This window comes from Ruminococcus sp. AF17-1AC, assembly GCF_003461385.1.
GTDB lineage: Bacteria > Bacillota > Clostridia > Oscillospirales > Ruminococcaceae > Hominimerdicola > Hominimerdicola aceti.
On record NZ_QTWZ01000003.1, the window covers coordinates 61,377 to 86,807 of the forward strand.

The 25,431-nt window shown below is 44.2% G+C and carries 22 protein-coding genes, 3 tRNA genes, 1 riboswitch and 1 other annotated feature; of the genes, 20 read left to right on the forward strand and 5 right to left on the reverse strand.

The window, feature by feature from the left end; all coding sequences use genetic code 11:
* Positions 1–92: 92 nt before the first annotated feature.
* The 4 genes from DWW81_RS03095 to tyrS all read right to left on the reverse strand — a co-directional run bounded on the left by DWW81_RS03095 (position 93) and on the right by tyrS (position 4,965).
* A complete protein-coding gene (locus tag DWW81_RS03095) occupies positions 93–1,991 on the reverse strand; it encodes a carbohydrate-binding domain-containing protein (RefSeq protein WP_117896710.1) in 1,899 nt (632 codons plus the stop codon).
* 98 nt (positions 1,992–2,089) lie between these two features.
* Entirely contained in the window at positions 2,090–2,794 is a 705-nt protein-coding gene (locus tag DWW81_RS03100) for a DUF4956 domain-containing protein (RefSeq protein ID WP_242989557.1), read from the reverse strand.
* Positions 2,787–3,515, reverse strand: a complete 729-nt coding sequence (locus tag DWW81_RS03105) for a polyphosphate polymerase domain-containing protein (protein WP_117896709.1) — start codon at positions 3,513–3,515, stop codon at positions 2,787–2,789. The genes DWW81_RS03100 and DWW81_RS03105 overlap by 8 nt, the downstream gene beginning before the upstream one ends.
* Positions 3,516–3,747: 232 nt before the next feature.
* The gene (gene tyrS / locus DWW81_RS03110) at positions 3,748–4,965 is read right to left on the reverse strand and encodes a tyrosine--tRNA ligase (RefSeq protein ID WP_117878221.1); all 1,218 of its coding nucleotides are present in this window, start codon (positions 4,963–4,965) and stop codon (positions 3,748–3,750) included.
* Positions 4,966–5,029: 64 nt separating this feature from the next.
* Positions 5,030–5,268: a binding site (T-box leader), on the reverse strand.
* Positions 5,269–5,638: 370 nt separating this feature from the next.
* On the opposite strand from tyrS, the gene DWW81_RS03115 reads away from it, so the two are divergent.
* From DWW81_RS03115 to DWW81_RS03155, 9 genes are all read left to right on the forward strand, one after another.
* Complete coding sequence (locus DWW81_RS03115) at positions 5,639–7,378, forward strand: ABC transporter ATP-binding protein (protein ID WP_117896708.1); 1,740 nt, start codon at positions 5,639–5,641, stop codon at positions 7,376–7,378.
* Positions 7,371–9,137 (forward strand): ABC transporter ATP-binding protein, encoded by a 1,767-nt coding sequence (locus DWW81_RS03120; RefSeq protein WP_117896707.1) that lies wholly within the window; start codon positions 7,371–7,373, stop codon positions 9,135–9,137. Before DWW81_RS03115 ends, DWW81_RS03120 begins: the two co-directional genes overlap by 8 nt.
* A 234-nt stretch (positions 9,138–9,371) precedes the next feature.
* Complete coding sequence (locus tag DWW81_RS03125) at positions 9,372–10,271, forward strand: DUF5685 family protein (RefSeq protein WP_117896706.1); 900 nt, start codon at positions 9,372–9,374, stop codon at positions 10,269–10,271.
* Entirely contained in the window at positions 10,268–10,891 is a 624-nt protein-coding gene (locus DWW81_RS03130; protein ID WP_117896705.1) for a DnaJ domain-containing protein, read from the forward strand. Before DWW81_RS03125 ends, DWW81_RS03130 begins: the two co-directional genes overlap by 4 nt.
* Before the next feature lie 6 nt (positions 10,892–10,897).
* A complete protein-coding gene (locus DWW81_RS03135) occupies positions 10,898–11,440 on the forward strand; it encodes a hypothetical protein (protein WP_046439958.1) in 543 nt (180 codons plus the stop codon).
* 13 nt (positions 11,441–11,453) lie between these two features.
* Positions 11,454–12,194, forward strand: coding sequence for a VTT domain-containing protein (locus DWW81_RS03140; RefSeq protein ID WP_117896704.1), 741 nt, complete (start codon positions 11,454–11,456; stop codon positions 12,192–12,194).
* Between the two features lie 139 nt (positions 12,195–12,333).
* Positions 12,334–12,407: transfer RNA gene (locus DWW81_RS03145), tRNA-Gly, on the forward strand.
* A 49-nt stretch (positions 12,408–12,456) separates the two neighbouring features.
* A tRNA-Arg gene (locus tag DWW81_RS03150) sits at positions 12,457–12,533 on the forward strand.
* A 54-nt stretch (positions 12,534–12,587) separates the two neighbouring features.
* Positions 12,588–12,665: transfer RNA gene (locus tag DWW81_RS03155), tRNA-His, on the forward strand.
* A gap of 195 nt (positions 12,666–12,860) precedes the next feature.
* Here DWW81_RS03155 and DWW81_RS03160 read toward each other — a convergent pair.
* A complete protein-coding gene (locus tag DWW81_RS03160; protein ID WP_181982653.1) occupies positions 12,861–14,024 on the reverse strand; it encodes a leucine-rich repeat domain-containing protein in 1,164 nt (387 codons plus the stop codon).
* A gap of 669 nt (positions 14,025–14,693) precedes the next feature.
* On the opposite strand from DWW81_RS03160, the gene DWW81_RS03165 reads away from it, so the two are divergent.
* The 11 genes from DWW81_RS03165 (at position 14,694) to DWW81_RS03215 (ending at position 25,431) form a co-directional block, all read left to right on the forward strand.
* Positions 14,694–15,662 carry a C40 family peptidase gene (locus DWW81_RS03165; protein WP_117945373.1) on the forward strand — a complete coding sequence of 323 codons (969 nt, stop codon included), beginning with the start codon at positions 14,694–14,696 and terminating at the stop codon, positions 15,660–15,662.
* A 171-nt stretch (positions 15,663–15,833) separates the two neighbouring features.
* Positions 15,834–15,940: riboswitch (TPP riboswitch) on the forward strand.
* Positions 15,941–16,002: 62 nt separating this feature from the next.
* On the forward strand, positions 16,003–16,806 hold the full coding sequence (gene thiD, locus DWW81_RS03170) for a bifunctional hydroxymethylpyrimidine kinase/phosphomethylpyrimidine kinase (RefSeq protein ID WP_117896701.1): 804 nt from the start codon (positions 16,003–16,005) through the stop codon (positions 16,804–16,806).
* Positions 16,803–18,116, forward strand: a complete 1,314-nt coding sequence (gene thiC / locus DWW81_RS03175; RefSeq protein ID WP_117896700.1) for a phosphomethylpyrimidine synthase ThiC — start codon at positions 16,803–16,805, stop codon at positions 18,114–18,116. Before thiD ends, thiC begins: the two co-directional genes overlap by 4 nt.
* A gap of 321 nt (positions 18,117–18,437) precedes the next feature.
* The gene (thiW, locus tag DWW81_RS03180) at positions 18,438–18,959 is read left to right on the forward strand and encodes an energy coupling factor transporter S component ThiW (protein WP_117896699.1); all 522 of its coding nucleotides are present in this window, start codon (positions 18,438–18,440) and stop codon (positions 18,957–18,959) included.
* Entirely contained in the window at positions 18,959–19,777 is an 819-nt protein-coding gene (gene thiM / locus DWW81_RS03185) for a hydroxyethylthiazole kinase (protein WP_117856614.1), read from the forward strand. Before thiW ends, thiM begins: the two co-directional genes overlap by 1 nt.
* A gap of 140 nt (positions 19,778–19,917) precedes the next feature.
* A complete protein-coding gene (locus DWW81_RS03190) occupies positions 19,918–20,388 on the forward strand; it encodes a GNAT family N-acetyltransferase (protein WP_117896698.1) in 471 nt (156 codons plus the stop codon).
* Positions 20,389–20,410: 22 nt separating this feature from the next.
* Complete coding sequence (gene thiE, locus DWW81_RS03195) at positions 20,411–21,052, forward strand: thiamine phosphate synthase (protein ID WP_117856612.1); 642 nt, start codon at positions 20,411–20,413, stop codon at positions 21,050–21,052.
* Between the two features lie 199 nt (positions 21,053–21,251).
* A complete protein-coding gene (gene pyk, locus DWW81_RS03200) occupies positions 21,252–22,670 on the forward strand; it encodes a pyruvate kinase (RefSeq protein WP_117878010.1) in 1,419 nt (472 codons plus the stop codon).
* A gap of 28 nt (positions 22,671–22,698) precedes the next feature.
* A complete protein-coding gene (locus DWW81_RS03205; protein WP_117896697.1) occupies positions 22,699–22,947 on the forward strand; it encodes a hypothetical protein in 249 nt (82 codons plus the stop codon).
* Between the two features lie 188 nt (positions 22,948–23,135).
* A complete protein-coding gene (gene pflB, locus DWW81_RS03210) occupies positions 23,136–25,214 on the forward strand; it encodes a formate C-acetyltransferase (RefSeq protein ID WP_117863209.1) in 2,079 nt (692 codons plus the stop codon).
* Positions 25,204–25,431, forward strand: coding sequence for a hypothetical protein (locus tag DWW81_RS03215; protein ID WP_117896696.1), 228 nt, complete (start codon positions 25,204–25,206; stop codon positions 25,429–25,431). The genes pflB and DWW81_RS03215 overlap by 11 nt, the downstream gene beginning before the upstream one ends.

The following is a 25,431-nucleotide window of genomic DNA, read 5'->3' on the forward strand; positions in this document are numbered from 1 at the left end:
GGGGACGGCGCCCTCGACGTCCCGCATACTATGAACGATAAATCAGCCAAATAAAAAGGACGAACCCCAAGCTCGTCCTTTTTTCGTTCATATCAGAAACCACGTCTTCCGCCATGACCTCCGCCAAAGTTCTTTCCCTTGGAATTAGAAGTAACAATGCCGTCAATAGTCACGGTTTCCGACTGCGACCCAGCCGTAATGGTGTAAGTTTCGCCTTTCTTCAGGTCAGCGCTTGTGAATACAACGCTCTGCCAAGTCTTTGTTGGCGTGAAGCTAAGTATCTCCTTGCCGTCACTGTCAGTGATAGTCAGTTTTTCGTTTGCTGAAACTGTCGAACCAAGATCGTGCAGAACACTGTATTGTGTGGAGTTGTCACCGAAGCCTTCTTCCATTCCAACTGCACCACAGGCGATGAGCGTTCCCCCTGTTACAGTTGCAGTGCCGTTGTAGTCAAGTGCACCGTTGCCACCGTTAGTAGGTCCGCAAACGTAAACTGTACCGCCTGTCATAGTGAAGTTGCCATTTGAGTCAAGTCCGTCGCCTTCAGCGTTAATGGTTACAGTTCCTCCGTTAATGTTAAGCTCAACGCCTTCTTGTGCCGAGAATTGGTCAGCACCCATTCTGTCTGTTGATCCAGTGTCGCTTCCGCCTGCGCAGTTTATTCCGTCATCGCTTGCTACCACTGATACGTTGCCACCGTCTATTGTCACGATAGATCCCTCAATACCTTCGTAGCTCTTTGTGATGTTTACAGTGCCGTCGGATATGGTCAGATTTCCGTTAGCGTGCATTCCGTTGTCACCCGACGCCGCAGAAATATTTCCTCCTGTTATAACAATGTTTCCGTTGCTGTGTACTGAATCGTCTGCCGAATCTATCTTGAACTCGCCGCCGCTTATGTTTACCTCGCTGCCTGCCTTTAAAGCCTTTGCAGATGTTGAAGTGCTGTCCGTTGTATCTGTGTTGTCAGCCGTAGGCATTGCAGGCGGTTCGCCTCCTGTGCCGTTTCCGTTATCGTCAGGTCTGCCCATTCCGTTCGGACCACCACCACCGTTGCCCATGTTGTTCTGCCAATTTCTGTTTGGCGTGCCGTCAGACTTCATAGAAGCGTTTGCACTTCCACCTCCTGTGGTGATGTCAAAGCTTCCGCTCTCGATAGAAAGCACAGTTTCCGCCTCGAATGCGTCATTGTTTGCGACTACTGTGAAGCTTCCCCCTGTCACGCTTATAAAGCCTTTGTCAGAAGCCTCTGTGTTAGTGGATTTTATGCCGTTCGTGCCTGCGGAAATGTTGAATGTTCCGCCAGATATCTTAACGCTGTCCTTGCCCTCCATGGCGGTTGAAGCCGAGGTCACATTGATATTGCCGTCAGTGATAACAAGATCGTCCTTTGAAACTATGCCGTGCTTGTAGTTCGCATTCACAGTAAGTGTACCGCTGCCGTTTATAGTAAGGTCTGCTTTGGAGAAAATAGCACCGTCTGTGTTGCTGTCATCTTCTCCTAAAGAGTAGCTTGCACTGTCCGTCAAAACGTTCTCTGTGCCGTCCTCCAGCACGATATAAACTTTTTTAGCTTTGCTCACGAGCAGGGGAGCGTTGTCAGCACAAGTTATGTCAACTCCATTGAAAATAAGCTTTATTTCAGCCGTCTTGTCCGCTGAAACGATTATTCTGCCGTTGGTCGCCGTGCCTGAAAGAATGTAAGTGCCTGCCTGCGATATGGTAACAGTTTCCCCCTCAGCGGTCGCACCCTCACCGTCTATAGCCGCACTGCCGTCAGAAAATGTAATCCCTACTGATCTTTCCTCGTCATACCCAACGTCAATGTCCTCTGCCGCAATGCTTGCGTCAATGTCAGACTTTGCCGCCTGAGAAACACTGCTTGTGGTCTGTGAAGAATTTGCACTCTCTGAACAGCCTGAAAAAGCTGTGACCGTGATAAAAAACGCCGCCGTGATAGCTGCCAGCTTTTTAGTGTCCGAAATATTCATGAAAAATACCCCCTTGTATGGTAAAAAAGGTTGAAAAAAACCGCACAAGACCGCTTTAGCCTTGTGCGGTTTTGCTTATGGATACTTTTGTTATTTTGTCAGAATGATTGTTCCTCAATGTCTGCTGCCACTGCACACATTATCTCAAGGTTGCCGTTTCTGCATCTAAGTTCGTCAATAAGCTGCTTTTCGTTAGCGTCACCCTTTAGCTCTATGCGATATTTCAGCTTGAAAAGGCTTCCCATATTTGTGGTCTTTACCGAAACAAGCTCACATTCTGAAAGATACTTTTCAAATATATCGTCAAATACCTCAGTGTAATCAAGGCTTTCAGGGATAGTGATACTAAGCTCCTTGTGACCCGACTTTTTTTTGCCAATAGGCAGAAGCGTGTAAATAATGTTCAGCAGGCTCACGCACACAGCAAGCATAAGAGCAAGTGCCAAGTGGTTCGTGCCCGTTGCAAGACCAACCGCCATTGAAAGGAATATAGCGCATATGTCCATGGCACTTCCCGGTACAGAACGGAATCTTACCAAGCTGAATGCACCCATAACAGCCACGCCAGTACCGATGTTTCCGTTTACAAGCATTATCACTACCTGTACTATCACAGGCAGTAAAGCCAGCGTCATCATAAAGCTCTTTGTCTTTTTCTGCTTGAAGTTGAATGCAAATGCGATTATAAGACCAAGCACCAACGAAGCCGCAGTGCAGAAAATAAATTCGTTTGTAGTTATCGCCGCCACGGTCGTTTCAGTGGTGGTCACAGTAGTAGCCGCAAGAGTAGTTGAATTAAGCACAGCTTATCACCTTACCTTTATGTATTTTTTCAGAAAACTCGTTAAGATATGCAGTTCCGTATTTTGAGAATGACGCAGGATATATCTCCAGTTCATCAAGTATAGCCGATAACCAAAGAGGCATAGCGTTTGGTATCTTTATTTCCATTACCCTCATGCCGGCAGGCAGAAGCTCTTTTCCCCAAATGCCCTTGTCAAGCTCCTTTTGCTCCTCACGGTAAAGAATGTGCGTGTCAAAGGTCAGTCTAAGGGACGGATCTTCTGCACCGCAGTAAGCAAGTCTGTCATAACTCAGATACATAGCAGGAGCAATGCCCTCATAGAATTTGAGAAAGTATTTCAGCTCGTTCTCTATCTGCGGATTTCTGTGAGGTATCTCTCTGCCTGCAAAGAAGTCACGGGACTGTGCAAGGGTCATTTCAATACGCCTCTTGTAGACTACACCCTTGTATTTCTTTTTAAGCTCCACAAAGACCATGTCTTCATCATTAGGTACGCCGTAGCTCCTCACTCTCAGCTTTTCCTTGTAAACAGGCTTTTCAATGGAGTTTCTCACAAGCTGATGACTTGGTGTGTCATAATAAATGTTGCAGATAGTGCTTTTGTAATATCTGTCTTTGACAAAATGCCCATCGAGCTTTTTTATAAGCTTTTCATAAGTCGGTTCATCAACGATATATTTTTTCTCTATCCGTCTGAACACTTCCTGACTGCCATTCATATCCACGCCTCTTTTCGTGATTTTTTCGTATGTCTTGTGTAAACTTTCCTTTGATTAAAAGTATATATGAATAACTTTAAATATAGCTAAACCTTATATGTATTTTGTGTAAAAGTTTATGAATATTGCAAAATTCCTTATATTTATATACAAAACACGGGCGAACTTCTGTCCGCCCGTGTTTTGTATATAAGCAAACTGTCAGCGGATGATCTAAGGTCATCCTTGCAAACTATTCCGCAATAGCCTTGTGGAAGATCTTCTTACCCTTTTTGATAACAACAGGCTCAGAGAGATCAACAAGACCCTTAGGGTCAGTGAACTTCTCGCCATTCACCGCAATGCCGTTCTGAGTAACAAGACGTCTAGCCTCGCCATTTGAAGGGCAAAGTCCGCACTTAACAAGAAGCGTAAGAATACCTATCTTGCCGTCAGTCAGATCAGCCGCCGCAATAGTCGTGCTAGGCATATCGTCGCTGTTTCCACCGCCAGCAAAAATAGCCTTTGCCGCAGCGTCAGCCTTGTCAGCCTCCTCCTTGCCGTGAACAAGCTTTGTCAGCTCGTAAGCCAAAAGCTCCTTAGCCTTGTTGTATTCAGCGCCCTCCATGTGTTTCTCCATTTCCTCTATCTCCTCGATAGGAACGAATGTGAGCATCTTCAGGCACTTGATAACATCAGCGTCACCAACGTTTCTCCAATACTGATAGAACTCGTATGGAGAAGTCTTTTCAGGGTCGAGCCATACAGCACCCTTTTCTGTCTTGCCCATTTTCTTGCCCTCAGAGTTGAGCAGGAGAGTGATAGTCATTGCATAAGCGTCCTTGCCAAGCTTCTTTCTGATAAGCTCAGTACCGCCCAGCATATTAGCCCACTGATCGTCACCGCCGAACTGCATATTACAGCCGTAATCCTGGAAAAGTCTGTAGAAATCGTAGGACTGCATTATCATGTAGTTGAACTCAAGGAAAGTCAGTCCTCTTTCCATTCTCTGCTTGTAGCACTCGAATGTAAGCATCTTGTTTACAGAGAAGCAAGCGCCAACGTCACGAAGAACGTCGATGTAGTTAAGGTCCATGAGCCAGTCAGCGTTGTTTACCACAAGAGCCTTGCCGTCAGAGAAATCAATGAAACGGCTCATCTGCTTTTTAAAGCAAGCAACGTTGTGCTCGATAGTTTCCTTTGTGAGCATCTTTCTCATGTCAGACTTGCCCGAAGGGTCGCCTATCATGCCTGTTCCGCCGCCCAGCAGAGCGATAGGCTTGTTGCCTGCCATCTGAAGTCTTTTCATAAGGCAAAGTGCCATAAAGTGACCAACGTGTAGAGAATCAGCGGTCGGGTCAAAGCCAATGTAGAAAGTAGCCTTACCAGCGTTGATAAGCTCCTTTATTTCCTCCTCATCAGTAAGCTGAGCGAGAAGACCTCTTCTTTTCAGTTCTTCAAATACTGTCATTTTTCATACCTCCGTATTATTTTTTTGCGGTACATAAATAAAAAATCCCCTGACAGAATATCTGTCAGAGGACGAATTATCGTGGTACCACCTCAGTTTATCGGGGAAACTCCCGACCTTACAGGCTCAGCAGAAAGCGAAGCCATAGCACTGTAACGTGTGCAAACCGTTTCGCCTTACGCAAAAGCTTTCTCAGCGAACAGCTCAGGAATGTATTCACACTTTGTAGAAATGCTTTCTCGCACCGACCGAAAGCTCTCTGAAATTTCGCAAAAGGCTACTTATTTCCGTCATAGCATTTAAACCTATTGATATGACTATAGCACACTTTCACCCTTTTGTCAACCCCCTTTTTGTTAGAAGTGAGGAGTGAGGAATGAGGAATGAAGGTATCGCCTTCGGCGATGATTATTTATTGTAGGGGCGACCTGAGGTCACCTGTGCTCAGAATTTGCATAAATTCTGAATCATAGGGGACGACGCCCTCGGCGTCCCGCTCGGAGGTGCGAGGCTTGAATTTTCACAAACTATGCCGGCGTATAAAGACGGGCGACCTTTTTGCCCCTGCATTATCCCCCACTTTTTTAAAGAATTAACTTATTCGTCTACAAATGTACAAAAACATATGATATAATAAAATTTATATGATTTTATTTAGTTGGGAGATAGAAAAATGCTGAAGCTTTTTAGGTATCTGAAAAACTATAAAAAAGAAAGCATAATCGGTCCGCTGTTTAAGCTTATCGAAGCCTGCTTCGAGCTTGCAGTGCCACTCGTTATGGCTAATATCATTGACGTGGGTATAAAAAATCAAGATAAGCCCTATATCTATAAAATGGGTGGCGTGCTGATATTGCTTGCATTCTGCGGACTTGCGTGTTCACTGACCGCACAGTATTTCGCCGCAAAAGCGTCCCTAGGCTTTGGAACAGCCCTCCGACGTGACCTTTTCAAGCATATCAATTCACTGTCCTATGCGGAAATAGACAGCGTTGGAAGTCATACCCTCGTCACAAGAATGACAGCGGATATCAATACCGCTCAGCAGGGTGTGAATATCCTCCTTCGTCTGTTTCTTCGTTCGCCTTTTATCGTTTTAGGCTCAATCATAATGGCATTCTCTATCTCAGTGAAGCTTACCCTTATCTTCCTGATAATCGCACCTTGCCTTGCCTATGTTATCTACCTTATAATGCACATCACTATACCGCAGTATAAGAATATCCAGAAAAAACTGGATAAAACTAACCTTATGACAAGCGAAACTCTCACAGGCGCAAGAGTTATCAGAGCCTTTTCCCGTCAGAAAGACGAGGAAAAAGAGTTCGCTGATAATACCGAAGAACTTAGACGTCAGCAGATAGCCGCAGGAAGAATTTCCGCCCTTATGAACCCTGCCACCTATGTTATCGTAAACTTCGCTATCATCGCTATCATTTGGTTTGGCGGCAAAACGGTTTATACAGGCTTTATCTCACAGGGCGAAGTGATAGCCCTTGTAAACTATATGAACCAGATACTCTTAGCACTCCTTGCTATGGCGATACTCGTTACAAATATCACCAAAATGCAGGCTTCTGCTATCAGAATAAACGACGTTTTCGCAGTCGAGCCAAGTGTATCCGATAAGGATAATAAGCCTGTCGCAACTGACGGTAATGCCCCATGCGTAGAGTTTAGGAACTGTTTCTTCTCGTACGCATCAGCCGAAGCCGACTCTCTTTCGGATATAAGCTTCAAAGCCATGAAAGGCGAAACTATCGGTATAATCGGTGGTACAGGCTCAGGTAAGACCTCTCTTATCAACCTTATACCAAGATTTTATGACGTCCGTCAGGGCGAAGTCCTTGTTGACGGCGTTGACGTAAAAGAGTACCCATTCTCACAGCTCAGAGGTATGATAGGCATTGTTCCTCAGAAAGCTGTCCTCTTTAAGGGTACTATAAGACACAATATGCAGTGGCGTGATAAAAACGCCACGGACGAGGATATCTGGAACGCTCTTGACATTGCTCAGGCAAAAGACTTTGTAGAGAAAAAGCCTGATAAGCTTGACGAAATGATCTTGCAGGAGGGCAAAAACCTCTCAGGCGGTCAGCGTCAAAGACTTACCATTGCAAGAGCATTGGTTGGTGATCCTGAGATACTCATTCTCGATGACTCAGCCTCCGCCCTTGACCTTGCCACAGATGCAAGGCTCAGAAAAGCTATCCACGAAAAAACAAGCGGCATGACCGTTTTCATAGTTTCACAGAGAATCTCATCTATAAAAAGTGCCGATAAGATAATCGTTCTTGACGATGGTAAAATAGCAGGTATCGGCACTCATTCAGAGCTTTATAACGGCTGCGAGGTATATAAAGAAATATGCCTTTCACAGCTTTCAGAAAAGGAGGCGCAGGCAAATGGCTAAGCAAAGCACAAAAAACAAGCTTGATACCTCAGCTCTCAGACCGCTTCTCAAATACGCAAAACCGCATATGTGGCTGTTCATACTGTCCATGGTCTTTGCGGTCATAACCGTTGCCACCACACTTTATGCACCTATCCTCGTCGGCAACGCCGTTGACCTTATCGTAGAAATGGGCTTTGTTGATTTTGACGGCATCATTAATATAATAATAAAGCTTGGCGTAACAGTCACCGTAACAGGCATTGCCCAGTGGCTCATGTCACTTTGTACAAATAAGATAACCTATTGCGTGGTAAGAGATATCCGAAACGATGCTTTCGCAAAGCTCCAAAAGCTACCACTTTCTTATATCGACTCCCACCCTCACGGTGATATAATCAGCCGTATAATCTCCGACTTGGAGCAGGTGTCAGACGGACTTCTCATGGGCTTTTCACAGCTCTTTACAGGCGTGTGTACAATTTTCGGTACACTTGGATTCATGCTCTCCATCAACGTGAAAATAACTCTTATCGTGGTTATCCTCACTCCGCTTTCCCTATTTGTCGCAAGATTTATCGCCAAGAACACATTCAAGCTTTTCCACCAGCAGTCAGTTGCAAGAGGCGATATGACCAGCCTTGTTGAGGAAATGACAGGCAATCAGAAGGTAGTAACAGCATTCGGCTATCAGGAAGAAGCTGAGGAGCAGTTTGAAGAAGTGAACCTGAAACTCCAAAAAGTTGGACTTAACGCCACATTCTTCTCCTCACTCACCAACCCTTGTACACGTTTTGTAAACAACCTTGTCTACATGGCTGTCGGTATCGTAGGCGCATTCTCCGTAATAAAAGGCGTGGGCTTCACAGTTGGTAACCTTAGCTGTTTCCTCACCTATGCAAATCAGTATACAAAGCCTTTCAATGAAATATCAGGCGTTATCACCGAGCTTCAAAGTGCATTCGCTTCTGCAAAGCGTGTCTTTGAGGTCATAGACGAAACAGAGGAGATACCTGACAGCCCTAACGCTACTGTCCTTACCTCCGTTGACGGCACATTAGACGTTGACAACGTGTCATTTAGCTATGTGCCTGATGTGAAGCTTATCGAGAATTTTAACCTCCATGTAAAGAGCGGTCAGCGTACAGCTATCGTAGGACCAACAGGCTGCGGCAAGACCACCATGATAAATCTCCTTATGAGATTTTACGACACCGATAGCGGCGAGATACGCATAAGCGGCGAGCCTATAAAGGATTGTACCCGTGACTCCATGAGAAGTATGTACGGCATGGTTTTGCAGGAAACGTGGCTGAAAACAGGCACCATAAGAGAGAACCTCTGCTACGGCAAGCCTGACGCCACCGAGGAAGAAATGATAGCCGCCGCCAAGTCAGCTCATTGTCACGGCTTTATAAAGCGTCTGCCAAAGGGCTATGATACCGTTATTTCAGACAGCTACAGCACTATCTCCGCAGGACAGAAACAGCTTCTCTGTATCGCACGAGTAATGCTCTCTCTGCCGCCAATGCTCATTCTGGACGAAGCTACATCGTCTATAGATACCCGTACGGAGATATTGGTACAGCGTGCCTTTGAGAAAATGATGCAGGGCAGAACGAGCTTTATAATCGCCCATAGACTTTCTACTATCAAGAACGCAGATACTATCATAGTAATGGATTCAGGACACATAGTAGAGCAGGGAAGTCATGATGAGCTTATGGCAAAGAACGGTTTCTATGCCGATCTCTATAACTCACAGTTTGCTGTGACCTGATCCCGGCGTTTGTTTATAAAAACCTGATGTAGGGGCGGCCTTTGGTCGCCCTTTTGTATTTTGCCCTATTTTTTTATCCCGTCCGTCTTTTCGATCCCTCCATTACCCCACCCTTATTTTTATCATAAAAATTATTGACTTTTATCTTAAAATTGTTGTATAATGTTATATATTTCACGGGATATACACAATCGTGTTTTATAATGTATAGTAACGAAAACCTAAGGAGTGCCTATGTTCGGATATGTCCGCCCTTTCAAACCCTATATGCGAATGTTTGAATATGATATCTATAAAGCTGTCTACTGCGGACTCTGTAAGGATATGGGCAGGCGCTATGGCTTTGTGACACGCTTTACCCTTAGCTATGATTTCGCATTTCTCTCCCTTATGGATCTCTCTGTGAGGGGAGTAAAGCTTGACGCAGAAAAGCAACGCTGTATCGCACACCCTCTTAAAAAGACTATGTGCGCAAAGTGTACCTGTAATCTTAAATATACGTCCTCAGCCGCCGTGATACTCACATATCATAAGCTCCGTGACGATATAGCCGATAAAGGGCTAAAAGGCAAGCTTGCCGCATTTGCTCTTCTGCCTTTTTTCAAAAAGCCCTATAAGAAAGCGGCTCGCCTTTATCCGGATCTTGCCCCTGCCGTTGAAAACGCAATGGAATTGCAAAATAAAATAGAGCGTGAAAAAACAGCAGGCATAGACCTTGCCTGCGAGCCTACCGCACTTATGATGCAAGCAGTCGCAGGCGGACTTACAAGCAAGCATGACCAACGCCGACCGCTCCTTGAACGATTCGGCTACCTCCTCGGCAGATTTATCTATATCTGCGACGCTCTTGACGATCTGCCCGACGACCACGAGAGTGAAAGCTACAATCCGCTCCTTGCAAAATTTCCAACCACCGAGGGCATAAATGCGGACTATCTGAAACAAGTTCACGCCTTTTGCGATGACAGCATAAACTTCACACTGGGGGAAATGGCAGATATCTATGTGAAGCTCGATCTTAAAAGATATCGTGATATACTTGATAATATCGTGTATCTTGGACTTAAAAATGTCTATACTCAAATAAGAAGCGGAAAATTCCGCAATAACAGGAAAGGAAATAACGATCAATGATCTCCAAAGACCCTTACAAAATTTTAGGTGTATCCCCAACAGCTTCAGACGCTGAAATAAAATCAGCTTATAAAGAGCTTGTGAAAAAATATCACCCCGACCAGTATCAGGATAACCCCCTGGCTGACGTAGCTGAGGAGAAAATGTCCGAGATAAACGCCGCCTACGATCAGATCATGACTTCAAGACGTGGCGGAGGATACCAGTCCGCAGAAAGCGGCTATGACGGCTATGCCTCCTCACAGGGCTTTGACTCAGGCTATTTGAGAAGCCTTATCCAAAGCGGAAGCTACACACAGGCAGACCAGATACTTGATAACGTGTCCTCCTCCGAAAGAAATGCCGAGTGGTATTTCCTCAAAGGCACTATCTGCCACCGCAGAGGCTGGCTCAATGAGGCTTATAACAACTTCACAAGAGCCGTCCAGCTCGACCCTAATAATATGGAGTATCAAAGCGTGCTGGCACAAATGAACAGACAGCGAAGCGGCTATATGAGCGGCAACCCAACCCAAGGCTACCGAGCAGGCGGCATGAGCGGTCCTGACTGCTGTTCCTCCCTTTGCTGTGCAGACTGCTGCTGTGAAATGATGGGCGGCGACCTTATACCGTGCTGCTAAAGACCCATGAGAAATAAAATAGCTTTTCGAGTGGCACTTGGCGGCATATGCTCTGCTGTCTGCCTGCTTTTGATGTTTTCAAGCAGCTTTTTGCCCATGCTGGATTATACTATCCCTACCTTCGCCGGCTTCATGATGGTTGTGATGATAGTGGAGGTGGATAAAAACTGGGCGATAGCCACCTATTGTGCAGTGAGCCTGCTGAGCATTTTCGTGACCCCAAATTACGAAGCAACCCTGCTTTTCATATTGTTCATGGGGTATTATCCAATACTTAAATATTATCTCGACCAAAAGAAAAACCGCCTGTTGGTGTGGGCAATAAAGCTCGCAGTGTTCAATGTGGCGATAGTCATATTCTTTTTGGCTTTTCAGTATATCTTTACTTCGGTGGATATGCTCGAGGGCATGGAGATGTTTGGCAAGTATGCCGTGCTTGTTCTGTGGGCGGCGGCAAACCTGTTTTTCTTTATTTATGACTATGCCCTCACACAGTTGACAGATATGTACATAAATTGGTTTAGAAAAAAAATACTCAGAAGAAAATGACGGTGACGTTTTTATGAACGAAGAACAAGAGAAAGAAATATTAAACGAGGCGAAAATACAAACTGCAAGGCACAAGAAAAAAATACAGATAATAAGCCTTGTTGCAATAATAGCGGTCATAGCAATGGCTACAGTGGCGTGTATACCTCTTATAAAAGCGCTTCACAGCGAGGCAGGCATTGCGGCCTTGGAGCGTAAACTAGATAACTACAGTGGCATTGTGGGAGTGCTTATCTTTACTTTCATACAAGCTCTTCAAGTGGTCATAGCGGTCATACCGCCTATACAAGTGGTGGGTGGAGTGCTGTTCGGCTGGTTCTGGGGCGGTTTGCTATCATTCTTAGGTACGCTCCTTGGCACAATGGCAATATTCGTGCTTGTGAAAAAATTTGGCAGACCGATAGTGGAAGCCTTTGTTGACGAGAAACAGCTAAAAAAATTCAAATTCCTGCAAAATGAGAAAAAGCTAACCGTTATCCTTATAATCCTCTATCTCATACCGGGAATACCCAAGGACGTTATCTCATATATCGTTCCCCTGACTCCCATAAGCAAGAAGGATTTTTTCTATTATGTCATGCCTTGCAGACTTCCAGCAATAATGCTCTCCACGATTTTGGGGAGCAATGTAAAAAGCGGTAACTTCACAGTTGCACTTGTGGTGCTTGGAGTAGCTCTAGTAGCAGGTATCGTTGGCTTTTTGTTTAAAGATGTTATAGTGAATAAAATGAAACAACATAAGAAGAACAAATAAGCAAAGTTGCACAAAGTTGAGATTAGATGAAAAAAATATAAAAAAGTGCTTGACAAAAGGCTCTTGTAGTGGTATAATAAATATCGTTGATTGAGCGGTAAGCTTGAAAGACCACCAAAAAAGCCTGGTCAGGCAGTATGCGGGTGTAGTTCAGTGGTAGAACTCCAGCCTTCCAAGCTGGTCATGTGGGTTCGATTCCCATCACCCGCTCCAATATATCTTAAACTTTTATCCGAGTTTGAGATATCAATGAGTACAGTATGCGTCATTAGCTCAGTTGGATAGAGCAACCGCCTTCTAAGCGGTAGGTCACTGGTTCGAATCCAGTATGGCGTACCATTAAACTCGTTCCAGATGAAAATCTGCTGCGAGTATTTTCTTCTAATATGTATGGTGGGTATAGCGTAGCTGGCCTAACGCGTCAGTTTGTGGCACTGAAGACCGTGAGTTCGAATCTCACTACCCACCCCACTGAATACGTTCTGCGTTAAGCAGAGCGTATTTTTTTGTTTACATATCGCAGGGCGACCTTTGGTCGCTCGTTTTTTATGTACCACCGACAATGACCTATATCCTAACGACTTGGATCATTATATCCCACCTGCAAATAGACAGAAAAAGGACGGCAACTTAAAAGCTGCCGCCCAGATCCAGAGGTTATATATTTTATAAAGCGAAATTTTTGTTGTAAACAGCCTCGGCTATCCTGAATGTTTCGTCATCAAGTGCAGGAACAGCGTCAGCAGTGATCAAGGCTGCACCTCTCTCAAAAGCGTCCTCCGCAATGCCATCGGCACCATGCTGAATAACAACGCTTCTTAACTCAGAGCAATCCACGAAAGCCTTTGCACCAAGCTTCTTCACAGATGATGGGATAACAACTTCTCTCAAAGTCTTACAGCCACGGAAAGCCTCGCTTCCAACATAAGCGATCTTGCCTGATATTCTCACCGTCTTAACTACGGTATTCTGAGCAAACGCTCTCTTGCCTATCCTGCTAACGGAATCAGGAAGATAAACGCTCTCGAGCTTCTCACAAAGTGCAAATGCACACTCGCCTATCTTTCTTACAGATCCTGCGAACTCAACCTTTTTCAGAGCAGAGCAGCCGAAGAATGCGTAGTCGCCAACAGCCTCGATTCCAAATGGTATAGAGATCGCTTCCAGACCTGAGCAGAATGTGAAAGCATTCTCTGCGATCTCGATCATAGCTGTCGGTATCTCAAGCTCTCTAAGAGAAATGCAGTTCTGGAAAGCTCCGTTTCCTATGGAAACTATATTTTCATTAAGATAAATTTCTTTCATTGAAGAGCAGAAACCAAATGCAGACTCACCGATCTCTCTGATGCTCTCAGGCAGGTCAGCTCTCTCCAAACTGTCGCAATTGTAGAATGTGAAAGGCAGTATCCTTTCCACACCATCAGGTATAGTCGCAAATCTCAGAGATTCACAACCGCAGAATGCCATCTCACCAATAAACCTTACGCTCTCAGGTATAGTCACATTCACCAGTGAACAGCATTTGTAAAATGCTTTTCTTCCGATGATAACAACGTCCTTTGAGATAACAGCACATTTAAGGTCATAAAGATGTGCGAAAGCACCGCCTGCAACAGCTATGACCTTTTTGCCACGAAGCTCAAAAGGAAGCTCCAGCACTTCGATATGGCTGTCACCGCAGTATCCAGTGATAATACACATATCGTCAGCCGTAACATATTTAAAACAGCCCGAGATCTTCTCGCTGCTGATACTGCTACTTGCAGTTACACCAACGCTCTCAAGTGCTTTTTTGAAACCATTGTCGCCCATAAAATTAATGCTTTTCATCAGCGTGACCTCCATTATACCCACTATAAATATATACCTCGTAACTGAACTTAAACGTTTTCTGTATTTTCTAATGAAATTATACTACAGTAAACTATGTTTGTCAATGGTATTCGCAATATTTTATTTATAAAAAATTAATTTTCAGAACTTTTTCACTGATTGTGAACGGCTTTTTTGTCACTTTTCACAATTAATTTACGCGAAATAATTTTAGTTTTCACATATCGTTCTCAATCTTTGAGAATGCTGTAATTTTATAGTAGCAAACGTTTTCGCAAATGATGCAAAAGACTAATACCAATTTGTAGAATTTGCTTGATTAAATCGACCAAACCATAGGATGATGTTTTTCTTATATTTGTAAGATTGTCATAAATTATATTTATATAATGTTAATAAAAAATGATATGCCGTTCATGATAATGAAAGAAAACACCAACAACTGCATTAAAATAGGAGATTAATATACTAACAATAAGCAAAAATGTATAATACTATCATAAAGGTTTACAAAATAGAAACTTAATTATTACAGATTGTAATAATTAACGATGTATAATAATATACATGAAATCGTATAAGTACATGAATACAAAAACTGGAAAGGACTGATCCGTTATCAACATAATAAGAAAAATAACAGCAGTGATAATTTCATCAGTTATAATGATAAGCTTTGTGGCATTTGCACCGCAGGGATCCGCTAAGACTTATGTGAATGTTATAACAGCTTCTGCTGCTGACTCGATGACAAAACCTGTTCTGATAAAAAGACAAGCGTATTCAAACAAAATAGAAGCAGGAGTAAAAAATCTCACCAGCTTTTCCTCAAAGACTACATTTGAGGTATATGTAAACGGACGCTATGTAAGAAAATATACATGGCAGGCACTTAAAAAGGATAACTATATAAATATAACCGATGACGGCAAGCTTTATCTTAAAGCTTCCACAAAATATAAAGTCACTGTCAAAGCGGTAAACGGCAGTGCCAAGTCAGAGTCATCGGTCCTCAACGTAAAGACAGCAGCAAAAACATACTATTATATAGATAAAAACGTTCAGCTTTATAGCTTTAAAAACGGTAAGTTCAAGAAATCCTCAAAAACAAAAGCCTCTGTGGCTGTGTCGGGTACTCTTACTACCGATAAAAATAAGCGTGTGGCAGGTCAGAACAAGAATATCGGCGGAGCAAATTATGTCCTTATCAATGAAGGCGATCATAAGGGTAAGTACGTCAAGGTAGGAAAAGGTGTGAGGCGTACACCTGAGAGAAAAGCAAGAATAAAAACAGCCGTTGATTATGCCGCAAGCATGAACGGCGGAAGATATGTCTGGGGCGGAACAAAGTATAAGGCAACGGACTGCTGTGGATTGACAATGCAAGCCTATAGAAAAGCCGGTGTGAATATGTATAACAGCGTATATTCGCAGGCGAAAATGGGAAAAGCAGTGTCTTTGAAGAATATAGAAGCAGGCGACCTGATAATCTGTAATAACTATGGCCATGTAGCAATGTATATAGGCGGTGGGAAAATAGTCCATGCCATGAGTACATATTATGGGATCAGAATACAGCCGCTTGCAAATATCAAGTATTGCGGAAAGATAAACACTATCAGGAGAATACTGTAATGCAGAGCGATCTTGCGGCATAACAAACTGTCGAATAACTGTAGGGGCTGGCGCCCTCGACAGCCCGATTTTGTTTGCTCGATAATACTTGCGATATCTGCACAATTTTTCCTTGACAATCTCGCTGACCAGTGTTATAATAAAAAAGCAGAAAAACTGCGAAAAATCGAATAAAGTTTGCAGGGGGACCCAAGCGAAAACGCTGGGTTGAGAAGGTAAAACCTGACCCTTTGAACCTGTTGGTCAAGACCAGTGTAGGAAGCAAGTTTTGTGTAAATTTACCTCCTGCATGGTCAGGAGGTTTTTTTGTTTCCCCTTTTCCATAAGAAAGGAATAAAGTATGTTAAAATGTTTGTCAGTGGCAGGCTCGGATTGCTCCGGTGGCGCAGGTATACAAGCCGACCTTAAAGCCTTCAGCGCTAATGAAACTTTCGGCATGAGCGTTATTACATCTGTCGTCGCTGAAAATACTACCCGTGTGCTGTCTGTTTTCAACGTACCCGTTGAGGAGATACAAAAACAGATAGACGCTGTGTTTGAGGATATCCACGTCGATGCCGTAAAACTCGGTATGCTCCCAACTGCCAAAATTATTTCAGCAGTTGCGGATAAGCTTAATGAGTATAAACCAAGTATTATCGTCTGCGATCCCGTCATGGTCGCTACAAGCGGAGACGCTCTCTCTGAGGGCGGAACTGTTTCCACCATGAGGGAAAAGCTCTTTCCTATAGTTACGCTCCTTACACCGAATATCCCCGAAGCCGAAGCTATCTCAGGCTTGGAGATAAAGAATGAAAACCATATGGAAAAAGCCGCAAGGATAATAATGGATATGGGCGTAAAAAACGTCCTCGTCAAAGGCGGTCATCTCACCGGCGACGCTGTGGATTATCTCTGTACCCCAGAGGGCGTTCATAAGCTTGCCTGCAAGCGTGTTGATTCGCCTAATACCCATGGCACTGGCTGTACTTTGTCATCTGCCATAACTGCAAACCTTGCCCACGGTATGGATATGCTCTCTGCTGTAACAAAGGCGAAAAACTATATCACCGAGGCAATAGAAAAATCATTCACAGTGGGCAAAGGACATAGCCCCGTTAATCACTTTTATGACTATTACGACTTGAAAGGAACTGTTCTATGAGAAATTATAAAACTCAAATGGAAGCCGCTAAAAAGGGTATCGTTACCCCTGAAATGGAAACAGTGGCTAAAAAAGAAAATATGGATGTAAACGAGCTTATGGCTCTTGTTGCAGCAGGTCAGGTGGCGATCCCTGCCAACGTGAACCATACTGCTCTCTCTGCCGAGGGTATCGGTAAAGGTCTTAAAACTAAGATAAACGTAAATCTCGGTATCTCAGGGGACTCTAAGAATTATGACATTGAGATGCAGAAAGTGGATATGGCTATCAAGTTCGGCGCTGAAGCTATCATGGATCTGTCAAACTACGGCAAGACCAATACTTTCAGAAAAGAGCTAGTAGCAAAGTCGCCTGCCATGATAGGCACTGTTCCTATGTATGACGCTATCGGCTACCTTGATAAAGACCTCCTTGAGATATCCGCTCAGGACTTTCTTAAGGTAGTAAAAGCCCATGCAGAAGAGGGCGTTGACTTTATGACTATCCACGCAGGTATCAACAGACGTGCAATCGAAGCTTTCAGACGTGAGGGAAGAAAAATGAATATCGTTTCCCGTGGCGGTTCACTGCTCTTCGCATGGATGATGATGACAGGCAATGAGAACCCATTCTTTGAGTATTATGACGAGGTGCTTGAAATACTCAGAGAGTATGACGTTACTATCTCACTTGGCGACGCACTCCGTCCGGGATGTCTTGCAGACGCTTCCGACGCCGCTCAGATCTCCGAGCTTATCGAGCTTGGCAACCTCACAAAGAGAGCGTGGGAAAAGGACGTTCAGGTAATGGTAGAGGGTCCTGGCCATATGGCAATGAACGAGATCGCCGCAAATATGATAATGGAAAAGAAGATATGCCACGGCGCACCTTTCTATGTACTTGGACCTCTGGTAACAGATATCGCACCTGGCTATGACCATATCACATCAGCTATCGGCGGAGCAATAGCCGCAGCAAGCGGTGCAGACTTCCTCTGCTATGTTACTCCTGCCGAGCATCTCAGACTTCCGGACGTTGACGACGTTAAGGAGGGCATTATCGCCAGCAAGATAGCAGCCCATGCCGCAGATATCGCAAAGGGCGTAAAGGGTGCAAGAGATATGGACGATAAAATGGCAGCAGCACGTCACAAAATGGATTGGGACGAAATGTTCGAGATAGCACTTGACGGTGAAAAGGCAAGAAGATTCTTTGAGCAGACCCCACCTGCCGACAGACATACCTGCTCAATGTGCGGCAAGATGTGTGCCGTTAGAACAACAAACATGATACTCGAGGGCAAAGAGGTTAAATTCTGCTCAGAGAAGTAGAAAACTCGATGCAGGGGCGAACAGCGTTCGCCCGCATGATATAAAAATTGAATGTCAGCTCGACAATTGTACAAAAAATCGGACAATTGCATGAGAGCAGATATAAAAAGAATGTAATGTGCAAGAGGAGCGTCTTGCGAACTTTTTCATAAAAAGTATTCAGCGAGGGAACCCGTGTTTCGGGGTGAGAGGGTGCAATGGAGCACCGACCGAAAATAATTTACGTCAGATCGTGAGCGGATAGCATAGCCACGGTCTGTGCGCCGCTGGATAACTTGCTCTTTTTCGTTCGGCGGTGCGATACGATATGGAGGAATAAAAATGAAAAAGACAAACATTCACAAATTGGTATTCGCAGCAGTATTGGTAGCCCTTGCAGTGGTAGGCTCGCTTGTTTCGTTCCCTATCGGCGCTTCAAAGTGCGCACCTGTTCAGCACCTTGTAAACATAATCGGTGCAGTTTTCCTTGGACCTGCATGGGCAGTGGGCGTTGGCTTCACAGCCGCACTTCTCAGAAATCTTCCGGGACTTGGCTCTCTCCTTGCGTTCCCGGGTTCAATGGTTGGCGCATTCGTTGCAGGTATGCTCTATAAGTACATAAAGAAGCTCCCTGCCGCTTATGTTGGCGAGCTTTTCGGCACATCAGTCCTCGGCGGACTTCTTGCATATCCTGTTGCCAGATTTCTCGTTGGCGCACCAGCCGCAGCAATAACAGTTTATATCCTGCCTTTCTTTGTAAGCTGTGCAGGCGGTACAGTTCTTGCTATCGTTATCGTTACAGCTCTTAAAAAGGCAAAAGTATTTGATAATTTCCTTGGCTTCTCAAAGGAGGTAAGAGCATAATGGGTTCTATAATTGAAAGCTGTGCGAAAGCAGCAGACAAGGTAAGAGATATATGCCCTTTGGTGCATTGTATCACAAATTATGTTACTGTAAATGACGTTGCAAACTGCATTCTCGCCATTGGTGCTTCACCTATCATGGCAGACGATATCGCAGAAGCAGCAGATATAACTTCTATATCAAAGGCTCTCGTTATAAACATGGGTACTCTCAATGCAAGAACGGTCGAGTCAATGGTAGCTGCTGGAAAGAAAGCCAACGAGCTTGGCGTTCCTGTAGTTTTTGACCCGGTTGGAGCAGGAGCATCAAATTTCAGAAATGAAACTGCAAAGCGTATACTTGAAAATGTGAAGATAAGCATACTCAGAGGAAATCTTTCTGAAATGTCATATCTTGCAGGACTAGAAGTTTCCACAAAGGGTGTTGACACCTCGGAAGCTGACGAGAAAAACGACCCTGTTTCCGTTGCGAAAAAAACAGCCGCAAAGTATAACTGCGTTGCAGCTATCACAGGTGCGGTGGATACAATAACAGACGGAAAAAGAGTCGCAAGGATATCAAACGGTCACCCATATCTTTCAAAGGTAACAGGCACAGGCTGTATGACAACAGGACTTGTAGGCTCATTCGCAGGTGCTTGCGACGATATGTATACCGCCGCTGTAACAGGCATTGCAAGCATGGGCATAGCAGGCGAGTTCGCATATGAAAATGCTGGAGAGATAGGCTCAGGAAGCTTCCATATTTCTATCATTGACGCAATCAGCAAAATGAATAGTCAGGTATTTGCGGCTAAGGCTAAGATAGAAGAAGTTTAGTATTGCAATATTTCAGATCTAGTGGTATCATATCAATGTGATGCCACTAAATTTTATGTGGTGATGTTGCTTGCGTGGGCGAACAGTGTTCGTCCGTTTGCACTGCATATTATACTTTTTCATACAAAGGAGAATGAAAAATGACCGTAAGATTTGCTTGTGAAAAGGATATACCGCAAATGAACAGCTTGCTCTATCAGGTAGAGAGAGTTCATCAGCAGGGCAGACCTGACCTTTTTAAAGAGGGTGCGAAAAAGTATACTGATAACGAGCTTAAGGATATGCTAAAGGATAAAACTAAGCCTATATTTGCCGCAGTTGATGAAAATGATGTTATGAAGGGCTACGCTTTTTGTGTGTTTCAGGAGCATAAGGGCGACAATGTTCTCACGGATATAAAAACTTTGTATATCGACGATCTGTGTGTTGATGAAAAATGCAGAGGTCAGCATATCGGCTCGGTACTTTACGAGGCAGTGAAGAAATTCGCTAAGGAGCAGGGCTGTTATAATGTTACTCTCAACGTGTGGGAGTGCAATCCATCGGCAAGAAAATTTTACGAAAAAGCAGGGTTGAAGCCATACAAGACAGGTATGGAAGTTATTTTATGATAAAAGATAAGAGGGTAAAAAAATGGACAAATCGAAAATTGACTACACGCTTTATCTCTGCACTGACCGTGGGCTTATGTCCTGCGAAACTATCGAGCAGTCGGTAGAGGAGGGCGTAAAAGGCGGCTGTACAGTTATCCAGCTAAGAGAGAAGGACTGCACTTCAAGAGAATTCTATGAGCTTGCAGTCAGAGTAAAAAAGATAACGGACAAATACAATGTGCCGCTTATCATCAACGACAGACTTGATATTGCACAGGCTGTTGACTGTGCGGGCGTTCATCTTGGACAGAGCGATATGCCGTGTGCAGTTGCAAGAAAAATCCTCGGTGAGGACAAGATAATAGGTATTTCTGCGGCAACTCTTGAAGAAGCTAAAAAAGCACAGGCAGACGGTGCAGATTACCTTGGCGTTGGTGCAATGTATGCCACCAACACCAAGACAGACGCAAGAGCTGTCACAAAGGAACAACTTGTAGAAATAAGAGCCGCTGTGGATATCCCTATCGTAATAATAGGCGGAGTTAATCAAAAAACTGTGCCGAACTTTAAGGGTATGGGTATTGACGGCGCTGCGGTAGTTTCTGCGGTGGTTTCTCAGCCTGATATTGAAAAGGCGGCAAAGGATCTTCGTGAGCTTTGCGAGGATTGCTTCGGAAGATAAGATGTTGAACGGGCGGTTATTGATATCGTCCGTTTTTTGTTTTAAAACAAATGTCTGATATTGTCTTTCGATTTTACACAAATTATACATTGCGCTATTGACGATTAAGTTAAAATCGGTTATAATAAATGAAAAAGCTTTGTTTTTTAGATTAAAATGCTAATGCGTTGAAATAGCAATGTATGTTAGGAGAGTAAAAATGAAAAAAACTAAGATCGTATGCACTATCGGACCTTCCACAGATGACGAAAACATTATGCGTGAGCTTATGAAAAACGGCATGGACGTTGCGAGATTCAATTTCTCACACTCTGACCACAGTGTTCATAAGGCTCGCTTTGAAACTGTATGCAAGCTAAGGGAAGAACTTGGCGTTAATATTGCAACTCTTCTTGATACAAAAGGACCTGAGGTAAGACTTAAAAACTTTAAGGATCACAAGCCTGTTACTATCAAGGACGGCGATACATTCACACTTACCACAAGAGAAGTGGAGGGCGACGAAACTATCTGCTCTATCACATTCCCACAGCTTCCAAAGGACGTTTCTGTAGGCACTAGAATACTTATCAATGACGGAAATATCGAGCTGAAAGCTACCAGAGTTGACAGCACTGACATCGTTTGCGAAGTAATCCACGGCGGAGTTGTTTCCGACCACAAGGGTATCAACGTTCCTGACGTAAACCTTTCTATGCCTTACATTTCTGACGCTGATATGTCTGACCTTGAATTTGGCGCAAAAATGGGATTTGACTATATCGCAGCTTCATTCGTAAGAACAGGTGCTGACGTTATTTATCTTAGAAAATTTACCCAGAGCCTTGGCTGGTTCAATCCTAGAATCATCGCTAAGATAGAAAACGCTCAGGGTGTTGCCAATATTGACGAGATCCTTGACGCTGCTGACGGAATAATGGTAGCAAGAGGTGATATGGGCGTTGAGATACCTTTCGAGCAGATACCTGCTATCCAGAAAGAGCTTATCAGAAAAGCCTACAACGCAGGCAAGAACGTTATCACAGCAACTCAGATGCTGGAGTCTATGATAACAAACGCACGTCCTACAAGAGCCGAGATAACCGACGTTGCAAACGCTATTTATGACGGCTCGTCTGCTATAATGCTTTCAGGGGAAACTGCCGCGGGTAAATATCCTGTTGAGGCTGTCAAGACCATGAGCCTTATTGCAGAAACGACCGAAAAGGATATCGACTATATCTCACGTTTCAAGAAAAGAGCAGACGAGAGAAATTCATCTATCACTGATGCTATCTCACACGCTACTGTTACAACTGCCCATGACCTTAATGCTGTAGCGATCCTGACAGTAACAAAGGGCGGAACAACAGCAAGAACGCTTTCAAAATTCCGTCCGAACTGTCCTATAATCGCACTTACAACTGACGATACAACATATCATCAGCTCAGCCTTTCATGGGGTATCAGAGCAGGCGTTATCGAAGAGAAAACAAACACTGACGAACTCATCAGACACGCTCTGGAGCGTTCTGTGGAGCTTGGCTATCTGAAGAAGGGCGACCTTGTCGTTATTACAGCAGGAGTACCGCTTGGAATGAGCGGAACGACAAATCTGCTCAAAGTCGAGAGAGCGTAGTTTTTAAGTGAGGAGTGAGGAGTGAGGAATGGCAGCGCCATACCGAGCAAATCACCAACACAAAGTAAAAGCACCCACGAGTGAAGCGAGCAAAAGGTCTGCGGAGAGAGCCTTGATAGGTGTAAGCCTGCAAGCGGTGCAGAAAAGCAACAGAAGAATTGCAAAAAATAAATCACAAAGCGGTGTCGGAGCGGAATGCTCTGCACCGCTTTTGTTGCAAAAAATGTTTGAGCTTTTTGTAGGCGATCACTTTTTTTATTCAAATAATTTTCCGTGAATTGGGTAACCGATTCTAACATATGAAAGAAGTATGGCGTAAGAGTAATATTTCTGAATGTGACTTGACTTTGATTTTGAAGTATGTTATTATTTTAACATACGAGCGGTAGTATTATTAATAGGTATGCAATACTGAATATTGAGGTAATATGTGCTGCCCGAAATCTTATGTCAGGAGAGTATAAAATGGAAAGACAGTTTTATGACGAATGGGAAGGCTTTAAGCCCGGCAGATGGTCAAACACTTCTATCAATCTTCGTGATTTTATCCAGAAGAACTTCACACCATATGACGGTGACGACAGCTTTCTTACAGGCCCTACAGAAGCAACTACTAAGCTCTGGGAACAGGTAATGGAGCTTTCAAAGAAGGAGAGAGAAGCCGGCGGTGTTCTCGATATGGACACTAAGATCGTTTCTACTATCACCTCACACGGTCCTGGTTACCTTAACAAGGATCTTGAGAAGATCGTTGGTTTCCAGACTGACAAGCCTTTCAAGCGTTCTCTTCAGCCTTTCGGCGGTATCAGAATGGCTATGAATGCTTGCGAGCAGAACGGCTACACAGTTGATCCTGAAGTTGTAAAGATCTTTACTGAATATAGAAAAACTCACAATCAGGGCGTTTTTGACGCTTACACACCTGAGATGAAGCTTGCCAGACACGCTGCTATCATCACAGGTCTTCCAGACGCTTACGGCAGAGGAAGGATCATAGGCGACTACAGAAGAGTTGCTCTTTATGGTATAGACTATCTTGTTGAGGACAAGAAGGATCAGCTTGCTACTTCACTGGTAAGAATGACTTCTAAGAACATCAGGCTCAGAGAAGAGCTTTCTGAGCAGATCAGAGCCCTTGGCGAACTCAAGAAGCTTGGCGAGATCTACGGTTACGATATCTCACGTCCTGCTAAGAACGCTAAGGAAGCTATCCAGTGGCTGTACTTCGGCTACCTTGCTGCTGTTAAGGAGCAGAACGGTGCTGCAATGTCACTTGGCAGAACTTCTACATTTATCGATATCTATATCAAGAGAGATATGGACAGAGGTATCCTCACAGAGCAGGAGGCTCAGGAGCTTGTTGACCACTTTATCATGAAGCTCAGACTTGTTAAGTTCGCAAGAACACCTGAGTATAACTCACTGTTTTCAGGCGACCCAACTTGGGTAACAGAGTCTATCGGCGGCGTTTCTATCGACGGCGTTCCAATGGTAACAAAGACTTCATTCAGATATCTCCACACACTTGAGAACCTTGGTCCTGCACCAGAGCCGAACATGACAGTTCTGTGGAGCACAAAGCTTCCTTCAAACTTCAAGAAGTTCTGTGCTAAGACTTCTATCAAGACTTCTGCTATCCAGTACGAGAACGACGACCTTATGAGAGTTACACACGGTGACGACTACGCTATCGCTTGCTGTGTATCTTCAATGAGGATCGGTAAGGAAATGCAGTTCTTCGGTGCAAGAGCTAACCTTGCTAAGTGCCTGCTTTATGCTATCAACGGCGGTGTTGACGAAAGACTTAAGATACAGGTAGGTCCTAAGTATCGTCCGGTTACAGGCGATTACCTCGATTATGATGATGTAATGGCTAAGTATGACGATATGATGGAGTGGCTGGCTGGTCTGTATGTAAATACACTGAACGTTATCCACTATATGCACGATAAGTATTCTTATGAGAGAGTTCAGATGGCTCTTCATGACAGAGATGTTAAGAGATACTTCGCTACTGGTATCGCAGGTCTGTCAGTTGTAGCTGACTCACTTTCTGCTATCAAGTACGCTAAGGTAAAGTGCATCAGAGATGAGGACGGAATCGTAACTGACTACGAAGTTGAGGGCGATTTCCCTAAGTATGGCAACAACGACGAGAGAGTTGACAAGATCGCAGTTGACCTCGTTAGAACATTCATGGACAAGATCAGAAAGCACCACACATACAGAGATGGTGTTCCTACAATGTCTATCCTTACTATCACATCTAACGTTGTTTATGGTAAGAAGACTGGTTCTACACCTGACGGAAGAAAGATCGGTGTGCCTCTTGCTCCTGGTGCTAACCCAATGCACGGCAGAGATACTCACGGCGCTTCTGCATCACTTTCTTCAGTTGCTAAGCTGCCATTCAGACACGCCCAGGACGGTATCTCAAACACATTCTCTATCATTCCTGACGCTCTTGGCAAGGACGACAAGGTATTCATGGGCGACCTTGATATCGAAAGCATAGCTAAGGAGCTTAACGAAGATGGGGTTTAATGTTAAAAAGGACGAGGACGAGGCTCAGGTAAACGAGCTTGTTGACGTCATTGACAGACTTATGATGGGTGGTCAGGGTCATCTTACGATAGACGTTGACGAAACCGAAGAAGGTCTGAACGTTAAAACTTACAGCACTTCCGATTGTGGCGGTGACGGCAAGACGGCTTGCTGTCAGCCTACAGAAGAGGATGCTGTTGACAGAGATGAAGATTAA

Bases quoted from the DNA above. Each gene is read 5' to 3' on its own strand.
- DWW81_RS03125 (WP_117896706.1), top strand. From the start codon at position 9,372: ATGTTCGGATATGTCCGCCCTTTCAAACCCTATATGCGAATGTTTGAA.
- thiM (WP_117856614.1), top strand. From the start codon at position 18,959: ATGGGTTCTATAATTGAAAGCTGTGCGAAAGCAGCAGACAAGGTAAGA.
- thiD (WP_117896701.1), top strand. From the start codon at position 16,003: ATGTTAAAATGTTTGTCAGTGGCAGGCTCGGATTGCTCCGGTGGCGCA.
- pyk (WP_117878010.1), top strand. From the start codon at position 21,252: ATGAAAAAAACTAAGATCGTATGCACTATCGGACCTTCCACAGATGAC.
- thiW (WP_117896699.1), top strand. From the start codon at position 18,438: ATGAAAAAGACAAACATTCACAAATTGGTATTCGCAGCAGTATTGGTA.
- DWW81_RS03215 (WP_117896696.1), top strand. From the start codon at position 25,204: ATGGGGTTTAATGTTAAAAAGGACGAGGACGAGGCTCAGGTAAACGAG.
- DWW81_RS03095 (WP_117896710.1), bottom strand. From the start codon at position 1,991: ATGAATATTTCGGACACTAAAAAGCTGGCAGCTATCACGGCGGCGTTT.
- DWW81_RS03205 (WP_117896697.1), top strand. From the start codon at position 22,699: ATGGCAGCGCCATACCGAGCAAATCACCAACACAAAGTAAAAGCACCC.
- DWW81_RS03115 (WP_117896708.1), top strand. From the start codon at position 5,639: ATGCTGAAGCTTTTTAGGTATCTGAAAAACTATAAAAAAGAAAGCATA.
- tyrS (WP_117878221.1), bottom strand. From the start codon at position 4,965: ATGACAGTATTTGAAGAACTGAAAAGAAGAGGTCTTCTCGCTCAGCTT.
- DWW81_RS03140 (WP_117896704.1), top strand. From the start codon at position 11,454: ATGAACGAAGAACAAGAGAAAGAAATATTAAACGAGGCGAAAATACAA.
- DWW81_RS03120 (WP_117896707.1), top strand. From the start codon at position 7,371: ATGGCTAAGCAAAGCACAAAAAACAAGCTTGATACCTCAGCTCTCAGA.
- DWW81_RS03165 (WP_117945373.1), top strand. From the start codon at position 14,694: ATGATAAGCTTTGTGGCATTTGCACCGCAGGGATCCGCTAAGACTTAT.
- DWW81_RS03130 (WP_117896705.1), top strand. From the start codon at position 10,268: ATGATCTCCAAAGACCCTTACAAAATTTTAGGTGTATCCCCAACAGCT.
- thiC (WP_117896700.1), top strand. From the start codon at position 16,803: ATGAGAAATTATAAAACTCAAATGGAAGCCGCTAAAAAGGGTATCGTT.
- DWW81_RS03190 (WP_117896698.1), top strand. From the start codon at position 19,918: ATGACCGTAAGATTTGCTTGTGAAAAGGATATACCGCAAATGAACAGC.
- DWW81_RS03135 (WP_046439958.1), top strand. From the start codon at position 10,898: ATGAGAAATAAAATAGCTTTTCGAGTGGCACTTGGCGGCATATGCTCT.
- pflB (WP_117863209.1), top strand. From the start codon at position 23,136: ATGGAAAGACAGTTTTATGACGAATGGGAAGGCTTTAAGCCCGGCAGA.
- thiE (WP_117856612.1), top strand. From the start codon at position 20,411: ATGGACAAATCGAAAATTGACTACACGCTTTATCTCTGCACTGACCGT.
- DWW81_RS03105 (WP_117896709.1), bottom strand. From the start codon at position 3,515: ATGAATGGCAGTCAGGAAGTGTTCAGACGGATAGAGAAAAAATATATC.
- DWW81_RS03160 (WP_181982653.1), bottom strand. From the start codon at position 14,024: ATGAAAAGCATTAATTTTATGGGCGACAATGGTTTCAAAAAAGCACTT.